Genomic DNA, 16,111 nt, shown 5'->3' with positions numbered 1-16,111 from the left:
AGCGCTACGCCTGCCGGATGACGTTAATTATTTAAACAGCGCGTGGACGTTGTTCTGCTTGTAGTTCAGGGTCGGGTGCAGCTCCTCAATCTCGAACGACAGCGCGAGGTAGCGGCTCTCCATCAGCGCGGCGAAATGCGCCTGGATCAGGGCAAAGAGCATCTCTCCCGTTTGCTGGCGGCTTTCCAGGCTGCGCCCGCTGCCGATTTTCAGCGTCATATGCACGAAGGCATAATCGTGCCTGCCGTCGGCCATCTGCCAGGTATCCAGCCAGATGGCGCGGCTGCGGATGCCGCCGATCGGGAAAATCCCGGTGGCGGCCAGCGCCTGATTAACCTCGGCGAACAGGCCCGGCAGGTCGGCCTGCTCGCGGATGTTGCTGGTACACTCGGCGATAAAATGTGGCATCGCGGACTCCTTACGCCTGAGCCGGCAGCGGGAAGACGGCGTTGACCTGGCCGGTGCCGGAGCTGGCGAACAGGTCGGTGATAAACTCGACCTTGCCGTCGTATTTATCCCAACCGAGCACCCCGAGCAGCATCACCGTGTCGTGCATATTGCCTTCGCCGTAGCAGTAGTCGGCGTACTCCGGCAGCATGGTGCAGAACTCTTTGAATTTGCCTTCGCGCCACAGCTTCACCACCCGCTCATCCATCTGATGGTCAAACTCGCGGGTGTAGCTGTTCATCCCCTCTTCGGCGCGCTGATCGTCGATAAAGCGGTGCGACAGGGAACCGCTGGCGAAGACCGCCACGGTGCCGTCATATTTCTCAATGGCCTTGACGATGGCTTCCCCCAGCCTGCGGCTGTCGGCGAAGTCGTGAACGGTGCAAAAAGCGGAGATCGACACCACTTTGAAATGCTTATCGCTGTTCATATAGCGCATCGGCACCAGGGTGCCGTACTCCAGCTTGAGGCTCGGGATGTTGTGCGCTTTGGCGCGCACGCCGAGCTTGACCGCTTCGTCGGCGATCAGGTGGCCCAGCTCCGGGTTGCCGTCGTAGTCGTAGGTCATGTCGCGAATAAAGTGCGGCAGCTCATTGCTGGTATAGACCCCTTTAAAATGGTCGGCGCAGTTAATGTGGTAGGCGCTGTTCACCAGCCAGTGGGTATCAAAGACGATAATCGTATCGACGCCCATCTCCCGGCACCGTTTACCGATCTCCTTATGACCGTCGATCGCCGGCTGGCGGCAGCCGTGGTTTTTCCCCGGCAGCTCGGAGAGATACATGGACGGTACGTGAGTAATCTTGGCGGCTAACGCTAATTTGCCCATTTTGTGCTCCTTATAAGCCCCATTTCGGGATCGGATGGTCACCCATGGAAATACAGACGTTTTTCATTTCGGCGAACACCTCGAAGCTGTACTCACCGCCTTCGCGGCCGGTACCGGAGGCCTTCACGCCGCCGAACGGCTGGCGCAGGTCGCGGACGTTCTGGGTATTGACGAAGACCATGCCGGCTTCAATCCCGCGCGCGAGGCGCAGGACCTTGCTGATGTCCTGGGTCCAGATATAGGAGGCCAGGCCGTATTCGATATCGTTGGCAAGGCGCAGGCCTTCGGCTTCGTCTTTAAACGGCAGCAGGCAGGCCACCGGGCCAAAAATCTCTTCCTGGGCAACCCGCATGCGGTTATCAACGTCCGCCAGCACCGTCGGGCGCAGGAAGTTGCCGCCGCGAAGATGCGCGGGCAGGTCGGCGGGCTTATCCGGGCCGCCGGCCAGCAGCGTGGCGCCTTCTTCGATGCCGAGGCGGATATAGCCGGAGACTTTTTCCCAGTGCTGCTGGCTTATCAGCGCCCCGACCTGGGTGTTGGGGTCTGTCGGGTCGCCGACGCGCAGGCGGTTGGCGCGTTCAGCGAAGCGCTTAACGAACTCCGGGTAAATGCTCTGCTGAATGAAGATGCGCGAGCCGGCGGTGCAGCGTTCGCCGTTGATTGAGAAGATGGTGAACAGGGCGGCATCCAGCGCGCGCTCGATATCGGCATCTTCAAAAATCAGCACCGGCGATTTGCCGCCCAGCTCCATCGAATACTTCTTCAGCCCGGCGTTTTTCATGATGTTGCGCCCGGTGGCGGTGCCGCCGGTAAACGAGACCGCGCGCACGTCGTGATGACGCACCAGCGCGTCGCCGGCGTTCGCGCCGTAGCCCTGCACCACGTTCAGCACGCCCGGCGGAATACCGGCTTCCAGCGCCAGCTCGCCGAGGCGATCGGCGGTGAGCGGCGACAGCTCGGACATTTTCAGCACCGCGGTGTTGCCCAGCGCCAGGCACGGCGCCACCTTCCAGGTGGCGGTCATAAACGGCACGTTCCACGGCGACACCAGCGCGCAGACGCCGACCGGCTGCACGAGGGTGTAGTTGAGCATCTTGTCGTCAACCGGATAGGTCTTGCCGTTCATCTGCTGGCACACTTCGGCGAAGAACTCGAAGTTGTGCGAGGCGCGTGGGATCAGCACATTTTTGGTCTGGTGGATCGGCAGGCCGGTATCGGCGGTCTCCATCGCTGCGATCTCTGGAACGTTCTGGTCGATCAGATCCCCCAGCCGGCGCATCAGGCGCGCGCGCTCCTTCATCGGCAGGTTGGCCCATTTCGGGAACGCCGCTTTGGCTGCCGCGACCGCCTGATTCACCTCGGCTTCACCGCCGGAGGCGACCTCTGCCAGCACTTCGCCGGTGGCCGGGTTGGTGGTGTGGAAGTACTCCGCGCTTGCCACGCTTTCGCCGTTGATCCAGTGGTTAATTTTTTTCATGACAGCTTCTCCTCATACGCCTGCTGGCTGATGATGCGGTTGACCAGGCGGCCCACGCCCTCGACTTCGACGATCACTTCGTCACCCGGCACCACGTCAGACAGCCCCTTAGGCGTGCCGGTGGCGATCATGTCGCCGGGCTGCAGGGTCATAAACTCGCTCAAATACGCGATCAGGAACGGGATGCTGAAGATCAGATCGGCAGTGGTGCCCTGCTGGCGCAGTTCGCCGTTGACCCAGGTGCTCAGGGTCAGGTTGTGCGGGTCCGGAACCGTCTCTTTGCTGACGATCCACGGGCCGATGGGGGTCAGGGTGTCGCGGCTTTTGACCCGCAGATTCGGCCGGTAGTAGTTCTCGAGATAGTCGCGAATGGCGTAGTCGTTGCAAACGGTATAGCCGGCGACGTAGTCCAGGGCATCGGCCTCGCTGACCCTGCGCGCGGTTTTGCCAATCACCACCACCAGCTCGGCTTCGTAGTGCATATATTCGACGTTATCCGGACGCACCGACTCCTGGCGGTGGCCGAGGAAGGTGTTCGGCGCTTTGATAAACACCAGCGGCTCTTCCGGCGGCTTGAATTCCAGCTCGCTGGCGTGGTCGGCGTAGTTCAGACCCAGGGCGAACAGGGTGCCGTCGGCGGGCGGCAGCCAGCGGAATTCGCCCTCCTGCAGCCGGGTGCCGTCATCGAGAATGACCTGCTCGCGATCGTCGACCTGCGCGCTGCGTACCTGGCCCTGCCACTCAATACGTGCCTGTTTCATGCCGGCTCTCCTTCTGCGACGACCGGGTTTTCCAGCGCCGGGAAACCCTCGGCGAGAATGCGTACGCGATCGCCGGGGCGCAGCGTGACGCGGGCGTGCGGAGTGCCGATCAGAATGGCGTCGCCGGGGCTGAGGGTGGCGAACTCGCTCAGGGCGCTCAGCAGCTCGGCGGCGCCGCGCTGCAGATCGGCGGTGTTCCAGCTATCCGCTTCGCGACCGTTGATCTCGGTGATGATGGTCAGGTTATCGACGCTCCGTAGCGGGACGAGGTCACCCAGCGGGCAGAAACCGTCGCGGCATTTCGCCTTGATCGCCGGGCGGTAAAAGCTCTCTTCCGGCAGGCTGACGTCGTTGGCCAGCGCGTAGCCGGCGATGCAGGAGGCAGCCTCTTCGACGGAGACGCCACGGGCGGTTTTACCGACGATCAGCGCTACGGTGGCGCCGCTCTGCACGGTTTCGCCCTGCGGATGAGGGATTGCGTCGCCGCTGCCGATCGCGGTGTTGCGCGGTTTGATAAACCATACCGCAGTTTTCGGCGGCGTTTTGTACGGGGCCTGTTGGAACGCTTCGCGCCAGGCGTCGAGCTGGCTGCCGTGGTTAAGCGCAACGGCGAAGATGGTACCTTTCATTCACCACTCCTCTGGTACTGATTTCTGAAGCTTAAGGGATTTCATTAATATGTTAATGATTACCTTTTATTCCTTGCGAACGGGTTTGGCAAACAGAAGTGAATGTTTTGTGATCGGATTAACAATAAATTTACACTTGTAATATTTAATTGTTTATAATCAATCTATTAGTTTTAAATCATAAAAGGACTGGTACTTTTCAGCAGCAGAAACCGGTTGCGCCATCGGCAAATAAGCGCTAATTATTAACTTGTTAATAGATTCTGAAATATGATGTAGAGGGTATGTGATGCATGATTCGTTAACCATTGCGCTGTTGCAGGCGCGAGAAGCGGCGATGGGCCATTTCCGGCCGATCGTCAAACGCCATAATCTCACCGAGCAGCAGTGGCGTATTGTGCGCATCCTTGCCGAAAGCCCGTCGATGGATTTCCACGACCTCGCCTTCCGCGCCTGCATTCTGCGCCCGAGCCTGACCGGTATTTTGACCCGCATGGAGCGCGACGGCCTGGTGCTGCGCTTAAAGCCGGTCAGCGACCAGCGCAAGCTGTACGTTTCGCTGACGGCGGAAGGGACCCGGCTGTATCAAAGCGCCCAGGCCCAGGTTGAAGAGGCCTATCGGCTGATCGAAGAAGAGTTTACCAGCGAAAAAATGCAGCAGCTGACCGCGCTGCTGGAGGAGTTTATCGCGCTCGGCAACCGTAACGGCGCCGCGCGCGACGATCGGCAAGAGGAGTAAATCAGCGCTCGCCGCAGCGCTTTCTCGGGCCGCTGGCGGACGAGCACCTGGCGCGGGCGGAGAGGCTGTTTAGCGCCATGCGCTCGCAGGGGGCCGGTTTCCCGGAGACGGCGCGGGCCGTCATTCGGGCTGAATCAGAACAGCGTATCCAGCTCTTCCAGCAGGTTGTAGTCGTCGTCGACCAGCAGCAGCGTCTTCCATTTGTCGAAGGTCAGACACGGATGCGAGGTGCCGAAGACCAGGATATCGCCAACCTGCACGTCGCTGCCCGGCGCCAGGCGCAGCATGCAGTGCTGATCCATGATCCCGACGCTGACGATCTCCTCCGCGCGCAGCGCCAGCGGCTCGCCGTCGCGATAGTGGGCGATGGGCTGCGGCAGCCCGGCATCGAAAGCGCAGTCGCGCTTGCCGAAGTTAACCACCGCGCGATCCGCTTCCGGAACCGACTGCACCATCGCCATCAGCTCGAGGGCTGAGGTCAGATCGCCGGCCAGATCGCAGGCGATCGGATCCCGGGCGATCAGCGCCTGCTGGGCATCATCGTAGATCCCCCTGTCGTGCGTGATGTAGCAGCCGGGGCGGATCGCAATCCGGCAGCGCGCCGGCTTTTTGGCCGCCAGCCAGATGTTGCACACCACGTCATACCACACGGTGCCCGCGCCGGTGAGGATAAACTCGCCGTTAACCAGCGGCTCCATCCGGCAGGCGAGGTCCGCGGCCTGGCGCAGCAGCGCTTCAACCTGCGGCTGCGGATCGTCCCCGTGCAGCACCCCTTCATACAGCTCCAGCCCGCGCAGCTTCAGGCCCGGCAGATCGGCCGCGGCCTGTGCCAGCGCCAGCGCGTCCTCTACGCTGCGACAGCCGCAGCGCCCGCCGGGCACCCCAAGCTCAATCAGCACGTCCAGGGTTTGCCGGCGTTCGGCAAAAAAGGCCGACAGCGCGCGGGCGTTAGCGAGGCTATCGATGCAGCAGATGAAATCGACGCTGCGGTAGTGGGTTTTCAGCTGCGAAACGGTCTGCATGTTGGCCTTGCCGACCAGCTGATTAACCATCAACACGCGCTGGATGCCGCTGGCCATCGCCGCGGCGGCCTGCCAGGCGCTGCCGACCCCGATACCCCAGGCGCCGGCCCGCTGCTGGGCCTGAAAAATCCACGGCGTCATCGTCGTTTTGCCGTGCGGCGCCAGCGAGACGCCGCGGGCGTCGGCGTAGCGCTGCATCCAGGCAATATTGTTTTCCAGCGCGCTTTTTTTCAGCAGCGCGGCGGGAAGGCAGACCTCTTCCGCCAGCAGGTTTGCCGGCAATGTCATCGGCGCTGATTTATGCGGGACAAGCGTTGTGTGGTGGTATTTCATAACACTATCCTTTCAGGTTTTACGTTCGGATTTGGAATGGGTATCAGTTATAACTTATTGATAAATATTACTTTAATACTTAATAATTATTCGTTGTGAATAAAAGTATCACAAAATGATCTGGGTTTTGCGTAGTTTTCCACTGTTTTTACGCCGTGTAAATGGTTAACTTGTCGGCATAGTCGAAAGGGAGTAATTGCTATGAAGGTTGACTGGCTTTTTAAGAACGTCACGGTCATTGACGGCAGCGGCGGGCCGCAGTATCGCGGCGACGTGGCGGTGAAGGGCGATCGTATTGTGGCTATCGCTCCGGCGCTGCAGGTGGCGGCAGAGCGCGAAATCGAAGGCCAGGGGCGCGTGCTGGCGCCCGGCTTTATCGATGTGCATACCCATGACGATATCAACGTCATCCGGATGCCGGAATATCTACCCAAGCTCAGCCAGGGCGTGACGACGGTGATCGTCGGCAACTGCGGGATCAGCGCGGCAATGGCGACCATGCGCGGCGCGGTGCCTGACCCGATGAACCTGCTGGGCGAGCAGGCGCAGTTTATCTATCCCACCGTGCAGGCCTATGCCCACGCGGTGGAGGTGGCCAGGCCTTCGCTCAACGTCGGCACGCTGATTGGTCATACCGCGCTGCGTAATAACCATATGGACGATCTGTTCCGCCCGGCGACGCAGACGGAGATTGCCGGCATGCGCGTCCAGCTGCGCGACGCGCTACGTGAAGGGGCGCTGGGCCTGAGCACCGGCCTGGCCTACGCCAGCGCGTTCCACTCCACCACCGAAGAGGTGATGGCGCTGGCGGAAGAGCTGGCGGCAGAGAAGGGGATCTACACCACCCATTTGCGCTCTGAGTTTGAGCCTATCCTCGAGGCTCTCGACGAAGCGTTTCGCATCGGCCGTCACGGCAACGTTCCGGTCGTGGTGTCTCATCACAAGTGCGCCGGAGCGAAGAACTGGGGGCGCACGCGCGAGACGCTGGCCTTCTTCGATGAGATGCGCCAGCACCAGGAGATCGCCTGCGACTGCTATCCCTATTCCGCCAGCTCGTCGACGCTGGATATGAAGCAGGTGACCGATGAATTCGACATCGTGATCACCTGGTCCGAGTCCCGGCCGGAGCAGGCGGGAAAAACGCTCCGGCAGATTGCCGACGAGTGGCAGGTGAGCCTGCACGACGCCGCGGCGCAGCTGATGCCGGCGGGCGCTATCTACTACAACATGGACGAACAGGACGTGCGGCGGGTGATGCGCTATCCGGTTACCATGATCGGATCCGACGGCTTGCCGAACGATCCGATGCCGCATCCGCGGCTGTGGGGCGCTTTCCCGCGGGTGCTGGGACACTACAGCCGCGACGAGCAGCTGTTCCCGCTGACCACCGCCATTCACAAAATGACCGGGCTGTCGGCAGCGCGCTTCCAGCTGCCGGAACGTGGGCTGGTTAAAATCGGTTACTTTGCCGATCTGGTATTGTTTGACCCACAGACGGTGCGCGATGTAGCCAGCTTTGCCGACCCCAAGCAGCCGGCGGACGGCATTGAAGCGGTGATGGTCAACGGCATCATGAGCTACGGCAGCGATAAAAAAATTACCGGGCGCGCGGGGCGTTTCCTGCGCCGCCGGATGGACTAAGGAGTTGAATATGAGCATTAAACGTTACGGCGTGGAAGGTGGAACCGGCACCGGCGGGCAGCATCTGCCGTTTGCCCGCGCGGTGGAAGCGGGCGGCTGGCTGTATGTTTCCGGCCAGACGCCGATGAAAAACGGCGAAGTGGTGGAGGGCGGCATTGTCGATCAGTCCCGGCTGGCGATTCAGAACTGCGTCGATATCATGAGCGAAGCGGGCTATACCCTTGCCGACGTGGTGCACGTGAAGGTGATCCTCACCGACTCGCGCTATTTCCAGTCTTTCAACAAAGTGTTCCGCGAGTTCTTTGGCGATAACCCGCCGGCGCGGATCTGCTGCGTGGCCGATCTGGTGGTGGACTGCAAAGTTGAAGTGGATGTGACCTGCTATAACGCTGCCCGCGTTTAAATAATAGCTCCCCGCCGCTGGCCGGGGAGCAGCCCATAACAATGTGAGAGTAGCGCCAGGTCGAATAAATCGCCCGGCGCGACCAGGATTGCTTTGCCTTTTTTCGGCATCGTTACTATTAACTCATAATATTCAGCGGTACGAATATTATTTATTACGCCTGGATGTGAGCAATGAATAATATGTCATTCCTGATTTGGTTTTCCGTTTATGCCTGCGCGATGATCGCCTTAGGCTGGTACGTTTCGCGCAAGCAAAAGAACGGCGACGACTTTCTGCTGGGCGGGCGCTCCCTGCCGATGTTCCTGACGCTGGGGTCGACGGTCGGCACCATGGTCGGTACCGGCTCCAGCGTAGGCGCCGTGGGCTTTGGCTACAGCAACGGCTGGGCGGGGATGCTGTACGGCCTCGGCGGTGCGGTCGGTATTTTGCTGGTGGCGTGGCTCTTCGCCCCGGTGCGTAAATTTCGCTTTATGACCATGAGCGAAGAGATGTCGTATTACACCGGCGGCAGTAAAATTATTAAAAACCTGGTGGCGATCCTTATTTTTATTGCCTCGATAGGCTGGCTCGGCGCCCATATATTGGGCGGTGGTCTGTACCTCGCGTGGGCCAGCGGAATTGATATCAACGTCGCCAAAATTATTATTGCGCTGGCCTTTGTGGTTTACGTCGGTATCGGCGGCTACTCGGCGGTGGTGTGGATCGACACCATTCAATCGATTGTCCTGTTCGTCGGCTTTATTTTAATGGCGATCCTCGCGGTCCATCACGTCGGCGGCTGGAGCCATATTCAGCAGGCGGTTGACCCGGCTGCCCAGAGCCTGTTTGCCGTCGATAAGCTCGGCGTGCTTCCCGCGCTCTCTCTGGCGGTGGTGATTGGCGTGGGGGTTCTGGCAACGCCGTCCTACCGCCAGCGTATCTACTCGGCAAAAACCGTCTCCTCCGTGCGCCAGTCGTTCACCATCACCGGTCTGCTCTATCTCGGCTTTTCGTTCCTGCCGGCGATTATCGGCATGGCGGTGTGGACGATGAACGCCAATCTCGAAAACAGCGGCTTTGCCTTCCTGTTCGCCACCCAGGTCCTGCCGCCGGTGCTGGCGATGGCGATTCTGATCGCCGGGATGTCGGCCAACATGTCCTCCGGCAGCTCTGACGCCATCGCCGCCGTCTCGATTATGCTGCGCGACCTTTACACCCTGGTGACCGGCCATATGCCCGCACCGGAGAGGGCGATTCGCCTGTCGCGGATGTTCCTCGTGCTGGTTATCGCCCTGGCGCTGGTATTCGCCCTGACCTCCAACGACATCATTAGCTACATCACCAAAATGATCTCGATGATTATGTCCGGGATGTTCATCTGCACCATGCTCGGCCGCTTCTGGACGCGCTTTAACTGGCAGGGAGCGGTTGCCGCGCTGGCCGGCGGCGCCGGCGCATCGGTCGCCGTGCTGATGGACAGCGACTGGCTGGCGTTCTGGGGCAACCCGTGTATTCCGTCGGTGCTCACCAGCCTGGTGGCTTCGGTGGTCGTTACGCTGCTGACGCCGGCGAGCAGCATGAGCCGTGAAGAGGCGCTGGAGATGATTACCCGCGAGCGGGAAAGCACCCCGGCGGCACCGCCGCTGGCGATCGGCAAACGCAATACGTCGCAGGGCTAAGGGGACGCAGATGCAGGACTATATTGCCGTCGACTGGGGCTCAACGCAGCTGCGCGGCTGGCTGATACGCGACGGGAAATGCGTGGCAACGAAACAGCTGCCGTTGGGGATCTCCCGGCTTAACGGCGAGGCGCCGGCGGAGATATTCCGCCAGCATCTGGCGCCCTGGCGCGGCGAACGGACGCTGCCGGTATTAATGGCCGGGATGGTCGGCAGCGATGCCGGCTGGTGCCCGGTCCCGTACCTGGCCTGTCCGGCAGCCATCGATGCGCCGGGACGCCGGCTGTTCAGCGTCGCCGAAAAGGTGTGGATTGTGCCCGGTCTCAAGGTCGAGCTGGCCGGGGACTACGGCGTGATGCGCGGTGAAGAGACCCAGCTGCTGGGCGCCGGGCAAATCGCCCCCGCCGATTGCTACATTATGCCGGGCACCCACAGTAAGTGGGTGCAGGTAGATCGCGGAGTCGTGCAGCATTTCTCCACCGCTATGACCGGGGAGCTGCATCATCTGCTGCTGAGCCAGTCGCTGATTGGCAGGCAGCTTCCCGAGCAGCGGCTGGACGACGCCGCTTTTGAGCAGGGGCTGGAAAAAGGCATGACCTCGGCGCTGGCGGGCGAGCTGTTCACCGCTCGCGCCGCCCGGCTGCTGGGGGCGCTGGCGCCGGCTTCGGTCAGCGACTATCTCTCCGGGCTGCTGATTGGCGCCGAGGTGGCGGCCTTTGGCGAGCGCTACCGCAGCGCCGCCGTCACCCTGGTGGGCGATCCGGCGCTGACTGCCCGCTACCAGCGGGCAATGTCGGCGCAAGGTCGGGTGGTACAGAGCTGTAGCGGCGATGAGGCATTCTTGAACGGTATGGCGAGGATAATGGATGAACGCAGTTAAGCTGGTCGCGATTTTGCGCGGTATAGGCCCCGCAGAGGCGGCGGAACACGTTGAGACGCTGGTGGATGCCGGTTTTCGCTATATTGAAATCCCGCTGAATTCACCGGACTGGCAGCAGAGTATTCCGCAGATGGTCGGCCGCTTTGCCGAGCAGGCGGTGATTGGCGCGGGGACGGTACTTAACGTCGAGCAGGTGGACTTTCTTGCCGCAGCGGGGGCGAAGCTGGTGGTGACGCCGAATACGCAGCCGGCGGTGATCCGCCGGGCGGTGGCGCAGGGGATGCTGGTCTGCGCCGGGTGCGCTACCGCGACGGAGGCGTTTAACGCCCTGGACGCCGGCGCGCAGTGGCTGAAAATCTTTCCCTCCTCCGCGTTTGGCCCCGACTATATTCGGGCGCTGAAGGCGGTGCTGCCCCCGGAGGTGCCGGTGCTGGCGGTGGGGGGCGTGACGCCGGATAACCTCGCGACCTGGGTGCAGGCCGGGTGCGCCGGCGCGGGGCTGGGGAGCGATCTCTACCGCGCCGGTCAGCCGGCAGCGCGCACCCGCGAGCAGGCGCAGCGCTTTATTGCCGCTGGCCGGGAGCTAGTCGCCTAGCGGCTGACGGTCGACGCCGCCGCGGTGGCTGTCGAGCGCCAGCTTGATGCGCCGCAGGCGGTCTTTTGCCTGCGGCTTGTTGGCCATCGCCAGCTCGGTAGCCAGCACGTCGACCATCGCCAGCATGGCGTAGCGCGAGGTGCTGGGTTTGAAAATATAGTCGTTTTCGCGCACCAGCAGCGGCAGCAGCAGATCGGCCTGCTCCGCCAGCGGCGTATCCGCCGGAGTGATGGCAATCACCTTCGCCCCGTACTGCCTGGCGATAGCCGCGCTTTCAATAATCTCTTTGGTATAGCCCCCCAGCGACAGCACGATAACCACGTCCTTCGGCGTTACCGCCGAGCTCATCATGCGCACCAGCAGGCCATCGTTCTGGCTGACGACCGGCAGGCCAAGGCGGAACAGGCGATACTGGATCTCCTGCGCGCAGATGGTCGAGCCGCCGCCCATCCCGAGCGCCAGTATTTGCCGGGCGTCGCTAAGCCAGGTGACGGCGCGCTTCAGCGCGTTAATATCCAGCGCCCGGCGGTTGGTCTCGAGGACGCCAATAATTGACTCGTAGATCCCCTGTACGCCCTCCAGATCCGGGACATCCAGAATAAAGCGCTGCCCGACCGCCAGCGACTGCGCGAGCTTCATTTTCAGCTCGCGGACGTCCTTGCACCCCAGCGCCCGCGCAAAGCGGGTGACGGAGGCCTGGCTGGTGCTGGTCAGGCGGGCAATTTCGGCAATCGGCAGCTCGGCCGCGGCGGCGACGTCGTCGAGAATAAACTGGGCAATCCGCTTTTCGGTAACGGTCAGCTCGAGAAAGCGATCGGTGATGCAGGAGATGATATCGATCGAGTAGGCCATACGGGTATCAGTCGCTAAATGTGTAATGATACTTTGTACCATATTCAGGGTGGAAAAAGCAGCGCCGGAGCGGCAATGTGGGCTACAGCGCCAGGCGCATGGTGCAGCGGGTCTCCGGCAGCAGGCCGTGGTCCGTTTCCCGCTCCCTTTTGGCCGCCAGCCCGGACGGCAGGTGCTGCTCATCGAGCATGCAGAATCCCAGGCGGGTGTAGAATGGGGCGTTCCACGGGACCTCGCGGAAGGTGGTCAGCGTCAGCGCCGGATAGCCCATAGCGCGGGCGGTGTCGGCGACCCGCGTCAGCATCATCCGGCCAATGCCGCGCCCCTGCCACTGCTGATGGACGGCGATCTCCACGATAAACAGCGCATCATCGAGCGGCTCGCTCAGCAGAAAGCCAACGGGCTCGCCGCCGCCGATGGCCAGCAGGCTGTGGTCCGTTTCGAGATACTGATAATGCTCCCGGGCGCTGATGACCGCGCTGTCTGCCAGCCAGGCGAGAGCGGGGATCTGACGAAAAGCCTGCGCTGCCGAGCGCTCAATAGCGGGCAGCCGGGGAATATCGCTCTCCCCGGTCAGGCGCAATGTCACTTCGGCAGTTATAGTGTTAGTTTTCATTGCCTCAGCATAGCACCTTTGGGAGAAACGTATGGAGTTGACCGCCGTTCCCGCCACCTGCTTTAGCAGCGAACAGCTGACGACGATCCTCAGCGACTGTTTTGAAGATTATCTGGTGCCCGTTTCGCTGTCGGTCGAGGTGTTTGTGCAGCGCTTCAGCGCTGAAGGGCTGAGCCTGCTGGATTCCTGCGTCTGGCTGGCGGGAGATACGCCGGCGGCAATCGCCATTATCACCCGCCGTGGCGATGCGGCCAGGCTGGCGGCCTTTGCCGTGCGGCCGGCCTGGCGGGGAAAAGGAACCGGCCGCGCGCTGATGGTGTCGCTGATGGCCTCGTTACAGGCCCGGGGCGTGCGGCGGATGTGGCTGGAGGTGATCCGTAATAATCACGCCGCGGTTGCGCTGTATCAATCGCTGGGCTTTCGCGTTCGTCACGGGCTTTGCGGCTATCTGAGCGCGCAGCCGGAGGGCGAGGGCGCGCCGCTGCTGCAGCCGTACGATGTGCTGGCGCTGACGCGCAGGGCGGGGGCGGAAATCAACGGCCGGCTGCCGTGGCTGATGGACCCGATGACCTTCAATACGCTGCCGTGCCGCGCGTTGACGCTTAATCAGCAGGCATTCGCGGTGCTGGCGACGCTCACCGCTAAGCCGCAGCTCCAGCTGCTGTGGGTCGAACCTGCCGCCCGCGGCCGCGGCCTGGCGCGCGAGCTGCTTATTGCCCTTGCCCGGCAGTTCCCCGGCCTTGGCACCTCGGTCAGCGTTCCGCAGTCGTTTACGCCGCTGTTCAGCGCGGCGGGATATGCCACCATGGCGCTGCAGCAGTATGAGATGAGCGTGGAGTTCCCCGGCGAGGCTTCTGCCGGGCGGTAATAAGATGGGGTCGGCGGCGGTTTTACACCGCGCCGTCCGGCCCTCAGAGAGCCGGACGGGCGGGCTTAGCCTTCGCGCTTGACGATTTTTATATCCACCATGCCGATGCCCAGCTGGCGCGGCGCGTGGCCGAGAATATTGCCTTCGTTGGTGGACTGCGGGTCCGGCGGGACGATGATCAGCGTATCGCTGCGCGACGGGTTGTCGAAATGCAGCGTGGTGGTGGAGACGTCATTAGCCAGCGTCAGCGTTTGTTCGCTATCCCCGACGCGAACCGGGATCGGCTTATTGGCGTTGGGTCCGTAGGCTTTGGCGGTGATCACCAGATCGAATTTCTCCGGCAGCGGGTTCTTAAACTCGATTTTGACTTCGCCGCCGAGCTGCGCGTTGGACCAGCGGCCCCAGGATTCCGGCCGGGAGATGCCGCTAAACTGCCTCACCTCTTCCGGTGCGCCGGCGACGTTAAACACGAAGCTATCGGCCTTATAGCGAATATCGTTATCGACAATTTTCAGCGTATCGACGTTGCCTTTGTAGCGCTCCATATCGATAAGGGTATCTTTAAACGCCGTTTTCCCCTGCCACTGGGCTTTATCGACGCGCTGTACGGTCTGCTCGCCGCCGAGCTGGCCCTGCGATACGCACCAGTCGGTCGAGAGCGCCAGCTCGCTGGACCACAGCTGGCCCATCTTGTAGCAGCGGTCGATCCAGACAAAGTTATCGCGCGGGGCAAAATCAGCCAGCTGATAGCGCAGCGGCGCGGAGTATTCGCTCTCTGGCAGCGGCTCGACGCGTTTATCGGATACCCGCAGCAGCAGCGGCAGACGGAAGTGGCTGCCGGAGAAGGAAACCATGCTTTTCTGCGGGTCCACGGTGAAGTTTTTCATCTCTTTCGGGAAGTTCCACAGGCGGATGACGTCCGGCTTCCAGGCCAGCACCTTATCTTTCATATTGAGGAAGATGCCAGAAAGCGACTGCCCGGAGAGGCTGCTGCGCCCAAGGCCGATATAGTTATCGCCGCCGAGGATATCCAGCACCGTGGCGCCGTTGTCCATGGTATTACGCTTCACCGCCAGCGTATCCTGCTGCGGCTGGTCGCCGCGCAGTACGAAGAACAGGTTGCTGCGATCCTGCTTGTTCAGGTATTCCCAGGCGCTGTTTTTCATCGCCAGGTGATCGGAAGAGACCACAATCACCGTGTTTTTGAAATAGGGCGAGGCTTTGATCTTCTCGATAAGCGCCGCGATGTGTTCCTGGCTGCAGCTTACCGCGCTGAAGGAGAGGTTCTTTTTACCGCCCATTTCATAGCTTTTTCGCTGGCAGGTGCGGGAAATAAAACCGTCAGGATGGTGGGTGTCCACCGTTAGCGCAAAGAGCGAGAAGCGTTTACCGGACTGCGAAAGCTGCTCGAATTTTTTCCAGGTTTCATCCAGCACGGTGTCGTCGTAGAAGCCCCAGTCGTTGCGGTAGGCGGGGTCGGCAACCGTGGTTTTCAGCTCTTCAGCGCCGTACAGATGATCGAAGCCGTGGGACTTGAGGAACACGTCTTTTCCGGCGAAACGCAGGTTGGCGCCCTGCACAAAATAGTTTTCGTAGCCGGAGTTTTTCAGAATGTCGCCGAGGCAGATATTCTGCGGGAAGAAGCTGGAGACCGAGGCCGAGGCGTTGCCTTCAAACGGCGCAAACAGCGGGATGCCGCACTGCGAGGCGACCATCCCGGCGATAGTGTAGTCGGTGCCAGGCAGCTGGGCGGTGTTGCTGAAATCGAGGCCTTCGCTTTTCAGTTTGCCAAGCTCGGGCGTCAGGTCGGGAAACGCCTCGTTATCAAAATAGGTGCGCTCAAGGCTTTCGCCGTAGATATAGACCAGGTTGAGCTGGGGGTTGGCGATGCTTTTCGACGGCTCTTTATAGTAGGTAACAAAATCCGGATCGCCGTCGCGGGACTGGGATTTCACCAGCTCGCTAATCTGGCGGAACGCCGGACTGGCGTCAACGGAGGCCAGCGCGAGAACCAGCGCCAGCAGGCTATAGCCAAAGTGGTGAGGATGATGACGGCGTCGGCGGAGTATCCAGCCCAGGGCGCTGAAAACGCTCACCAGCGCCACGACAATCCCGGCGCCGGGAAGGATATATTTGCCGACGCCCGCGCCGGTCAGGCTGTTGGTCAGGGTATAAAGCACCGCGTCATTAATGCCGTCGCCGGTGAAATAATCGCTGGCGTAGAGAGTGATGTTGAGAACCACAAACAGGCCCAGCACCGTTAGCGTAGCGGCAAACCACCAGGTATTGCGACCGGCCTTCAAGGCATAAATCACCACCGAGGTGAGAAACAGGGCGATGGATAACAACTCTGACACA

16 protein-coding genes and 1 pseudogene are annotated in these 16,111 nt (G+C 61.3%); 7 read left to right on the top strand and 10 right to left on the bottom strand.

The annotated features are described in order from the left end of the window. Window positions 1–27: 27 nt before the first annotated feature. The 5 genes from HCK03_RS23000 to HCK03_RS22980 are packed head-to-tail and all read right to left on the bottom strand — an operon-like array spanning window position 28 to window position 4,143. Complete coding sequence (locus HCK03_RS23000) at window positions 28–408, bottom strand: 5-carboxymethyl-2-hydroxymuconate Delta-isomerase (protein WP_115193624.1); 381 nt, start codon at window positions 406–408, stop codon at window positions 28–30. A gap of 10 nt (window positions 409–418) precedes the next feature. Further along, the gene (gene hpaD / locus HCK03_RS22995; RefSeq protein WP_167692229.1) at window positions 419–1,276 is read right to left on the bottom strand and encodes a 3,4-dihydroxyphenylacetate 2,3-dioxygenase; all 858 of its coding nucleotides are present in this window, start codon (window positions 1,274–1,276) and stop codon (window positions 419–421) included. A 10-nt stretch (window positions 1,277–1,286) separates the two neighbouring features. Beyond that, window positions 1,287–2,753: a 5-carboxymethyl-2-hydroxymuconate semialdehyde dehydrogenase gene (hpaE, locus tag HCK03_RS22990; RefSeq protein ID WP_041143913.1), complete on the bottom strand. Its 1,467-nt coding sequence runs from the start codon at window positions 2,751–2,753 to the stop codon at window positions 1,287–1,289. After that, on the bottom strand, window positions 2,750–3,514 hold the full coding sequence (locus tag HCK03_RS22985) for a fumarylacetoacetate hydrolase family protein (RefSeq protein ID WP_041143914.1): 765 nt from the start codon (window positions 3,512–3,514) through the stop codon (window positions 2,750–2,752). Before HCK03_RS22985 ends, hpaE begins: the two co-directional genes overlap by 4 nt. After that, window positions 3,511–4,143, bottom strand: a complete 633-nt coding sequence (locus HCK03_RS22980; protein ID WP_041143915.1) for a fumarylacetoacetate hydrolase family protein — start codon at window positions 4,141–4,143, stop codon at window positions 3,511–3,513. The genes HCK03_RS22985 and HCK03_RS22980 overlap by 4 nt, the downstream gene beginning before the upstream one ends. A 289-nt stretch (window positions 4,144–4,432) precedes the next feature. Between HCK03_RS22980 and hpaR the strand changes: the two genes are divergently transcribed. After that, window positions 4,433–4,882, top strand: coding sequence for a homoprotocatechuate degradation operon regulator HpaR (gene hpaR / locus HCK03_RS22975; protein WP_041143916.1), 450 nt, complete (start codon window positions 4,433–4,435; stop codon window positions 4,880–4,882). Window positions 4,883–5,016: 134 nt separating this feature from the next. Here hpaR and HCK03_RS22970 read toward each other — a convergent pair whose 3' ends face one another. Continuing rightward, a complete protein-coding gene (locus HCK03_RS22970; RefSeq protein WP_167692228.1) occupies window positions 5,017–6,237 on the bottom strand; it encodes an amino acid deaminase in 1,221 nt (406 codons plus the stop codon). 79 nt (window positions 6,238–6,316) lie between these two features. Then, window positions 6,317–6,476, bottom strand: a pseudogene (locus HCK03_RS22965) (hypothetical protein). Here HCK03_RS22965 and HCK03_RS22960 point away from each other — a divergent pair. The 5 genes from HCK03_RS22960 (at window position 6,439) to HCK03_RS22940 (ending at window position 11,417) form a co-directional block, all read left to right on the top strand. Continuing rightward, window positions 6,439–7,878 (top strand): N-acyl-D-amino-acid deacylase family protein, encoded by a 1,440-nt coding sequence (locus HCK03_RS22960; RefSeq protein ID WP_167692227.1) that lies wholly within the window; start codon window positions 6,439–6,441, stop codon window positions 7,876–7,878. The pseudogene HCK03_RS22965 and the gene HCK03_RS22960 overlap by 38 nt on opposite strands. Window positions 7,879–7,888: 10 nt before the next feature. Next, window positions 7,889–8,281, top strand: coding sequence for a RidA family protein (locus HCK03_RS22955; protein WP_041143919.1), 393 nt, complete (start codon window positions 7,889–7,891; stop codon window positions 8,279–8,281). Between the two features lie 173 nt (window positions 8,282–8,454). After that, entirely contained in the window at window positions 8,455–9,942 is a 1,488-nt protein-coding gene (locus HCK03_RS22950) for a sodium:solute symporter family protein (protein ID WP_045860124.1), read from the top strand. Between the two features lie 10 nt (window positions 9,943–9,952). Further along, window positions 9,953–10,822, top strand: a complete 870-nt coding sequence (locus HCK03_RS22945) for a 2-dehydro-3-deoxygalactonokinase (RefSeq protein WP_167692226.1) — start codon at window positions 9,953–9,955, stop codon at window positions 10,820–10,822. Next, window positions 10,809–11,417, top strand: a complete 609-nt coding sequence (locus HCK03_RS22940) for a 2-dehydro-3-deoxy-6-phosphogalactonate aldolase (protein WP_041143922.1) — start codon at window positions 10,809–10,811, stop codon at window positions 11,415–11,417. The genes HCK03_RS22945 and HCK03_RS22940 overlap by 14 nt, the downstream gene beginning before the upstream one ends. Here the strand turns inward: HCK03_RS22940 and HCK03_RS22935 are convergent. Beyond that, window positions 11,406–12,269 (bottom strand): MurR/RpiR family transcriptional regulator, encoded by an 864-nt coding sequence (locus HCK03_RS22935; RefSeq protein ID WP_115193616.1) that lies wholly within the window; start codon window positions 12,267–12,269, stop codon window positions 11,406–11,408. The two genes, HCK03_RS22940 and HCK03_RS22935, sit on opposite strands and share 12 nt — an antisense overlap. A gap of 82 nt (window positions 12,270–12,351) precedes the next feature. After that, window positions 12,352–12,885 (bottom strand): GNAT family N-acetyltransferase, encoded by a 534-nt coding sequence (locus tag HCK03_RS22930; RefSeq protein ID WP_076946460.1) that lies wholly within the window; start codon window positions 12,883–12,885, stop codon window positions 12,352–12,354. Window positions 12,886–12,916: 31 nt separating this feature from the next. On the opposite strand from HCK03_RS22930, the gene HCK03_RS22925 reads away from it, so the two are divergent. Beyond that, entirely contained in the window at window positions 12,917–13,753 is an 837-nt protein-coding gene (locus HCK03_RS22925; RefSeq protein ID WP_123552660.1) for a GNAT family N-acetyltransferase, read from the top strand. Between the two features lie 65 nt (window positions 13,754–13,818). Here HCK03_RS22925 and opgB read toward each other — a convergent pair whose 3' ends face one another. After that, on the bottom strand, window positions 13,819–16,110 hold the full coding sequence (gene opgB, locus HCK03_RS22920; RefSeq protein WP_115193614.1) for a phosphatidylglycerol--membrane-oligosaccharide glycerophosphotransferase: 2,292 nt from the start codon (window positions 16,108–16,110) through the stop codon (window positions 13,819–13,821). Window position 16,111 lies beyond the last annotated feature (1 nt).

It is taken from the genome of Klebsiella terrigena (assembly GCF_012029655.1).
Classification (GTDB): Bacteria; Pseudomonadota; Gammaproteobacteria; order Enterobacterales; family Enterobacteriaceae; genus Klebsiella; species Klebsiella terrigena.
The sequence above is the reverse complement of the archived record's forward strand: the minus strand, read 5'-3'. Positions and strand labels throughout refer to the sequence as shown.

Coding starts and splice junctions, on each gene's coding strand:
- HCK03_RS23000 (WP_115193624.1), bottom strand. CDS start 408: ATGCCACATTTTATCGCCGAGTGTACCAGCAACATCCGCGAGCAGGCC.
- hpaD (WP_167692229.1), bottom strand. CDS start 1,276: ATGGGCAAATTAGCGTTAGCCGCCAAGATTACTCACGTACCGTCCATG.
- hpaE (WP_041143913.1), bottom strand. CDS start 2,753: ATGAAAAAAATTAACCACTGGATCAACGGCGAAAGCGTGGCAAGCGCG.
- HCK03_RS22985 (WP_041143914.1), bottom strand. CDS start 3,514: ATGAAACAGGCACGTATTGAGTGGCAGGGCCAGGTACGCAGCGCGCAG.
- HCK03_RS22980 (WP_041143915.1), bottom strand. CDS start 4,143: ATGAAAGGTACCATCTTCGCCGTTGCGCTTAACCACGGCAGCCAGCTC.
- hpaR (WP_041143916.1), top strand. CDS start 4,433: ATGCATGATTCGTTAACCATTGCGCTGTTGCAGGCGCGAGAAGCGGCG.
- HCK03_RS22970 (WP_167692228.1), bottom strand. CDS start 6,237: ATGAAATACCACCACACAACGCTTGTCCCGCATAAATCAGCGCCGATG.
- HCK03_RS22960 (WP_167692227.1), top strand. CDS start 6,439: ATGAAGGTTGACTGGCTTTTTAAGAACGTCACGGTCATTGACGGCAGC.
- HCK03_RS22955 (WP_041143919.1), top strand. CDS start 7,889: ATGAGCATTAAACGTTACGGCGTGGAAGGTGGAACCGGCACCGGCGGG.
- HCK03_RS22950 (WP_045860124.1), top strand. CDS start 8,455: ATGAATAATATGTCATTCCTGATTTGGTTTTCCGTTTATGCCTGCGCG.
- HCK03_RS22945 (WP_167692226.1), top strand. CDS start 9,953: ATGCAGGACTATATTGCCGTCGACTGGGGCTCAACGCAGCTGCGCGGC.
- HCK03_RS22940 (WP_041143922.1), top strand. CDS start 10,809: ATGAACGCAGTTAAGCTGGTCGCGATTTTGCGCGGTATAGGCCCCGCA.
- HCK03_RS22935 (WP_115193616.1), bottom strand. CDS start 12,269: ATGGCCTACTCGATCGATATCATCTCCTGCATCACCGATCGCTTTCTC.
- HCK03_RS22930 (WP_076946460.1), bottom strand. CDS start 12,885: ATGAAAACTAACACTATAACTGCCGAAGTGACATTGCGCCTGACCGGG.
- HCK03_RS22925 (WP_123552660.1), top strand. CDS start 12,917: ATGGAGTTGACCGCCGTTCCCGCCACCTGCTTTAGCAGCGAACAGCTG.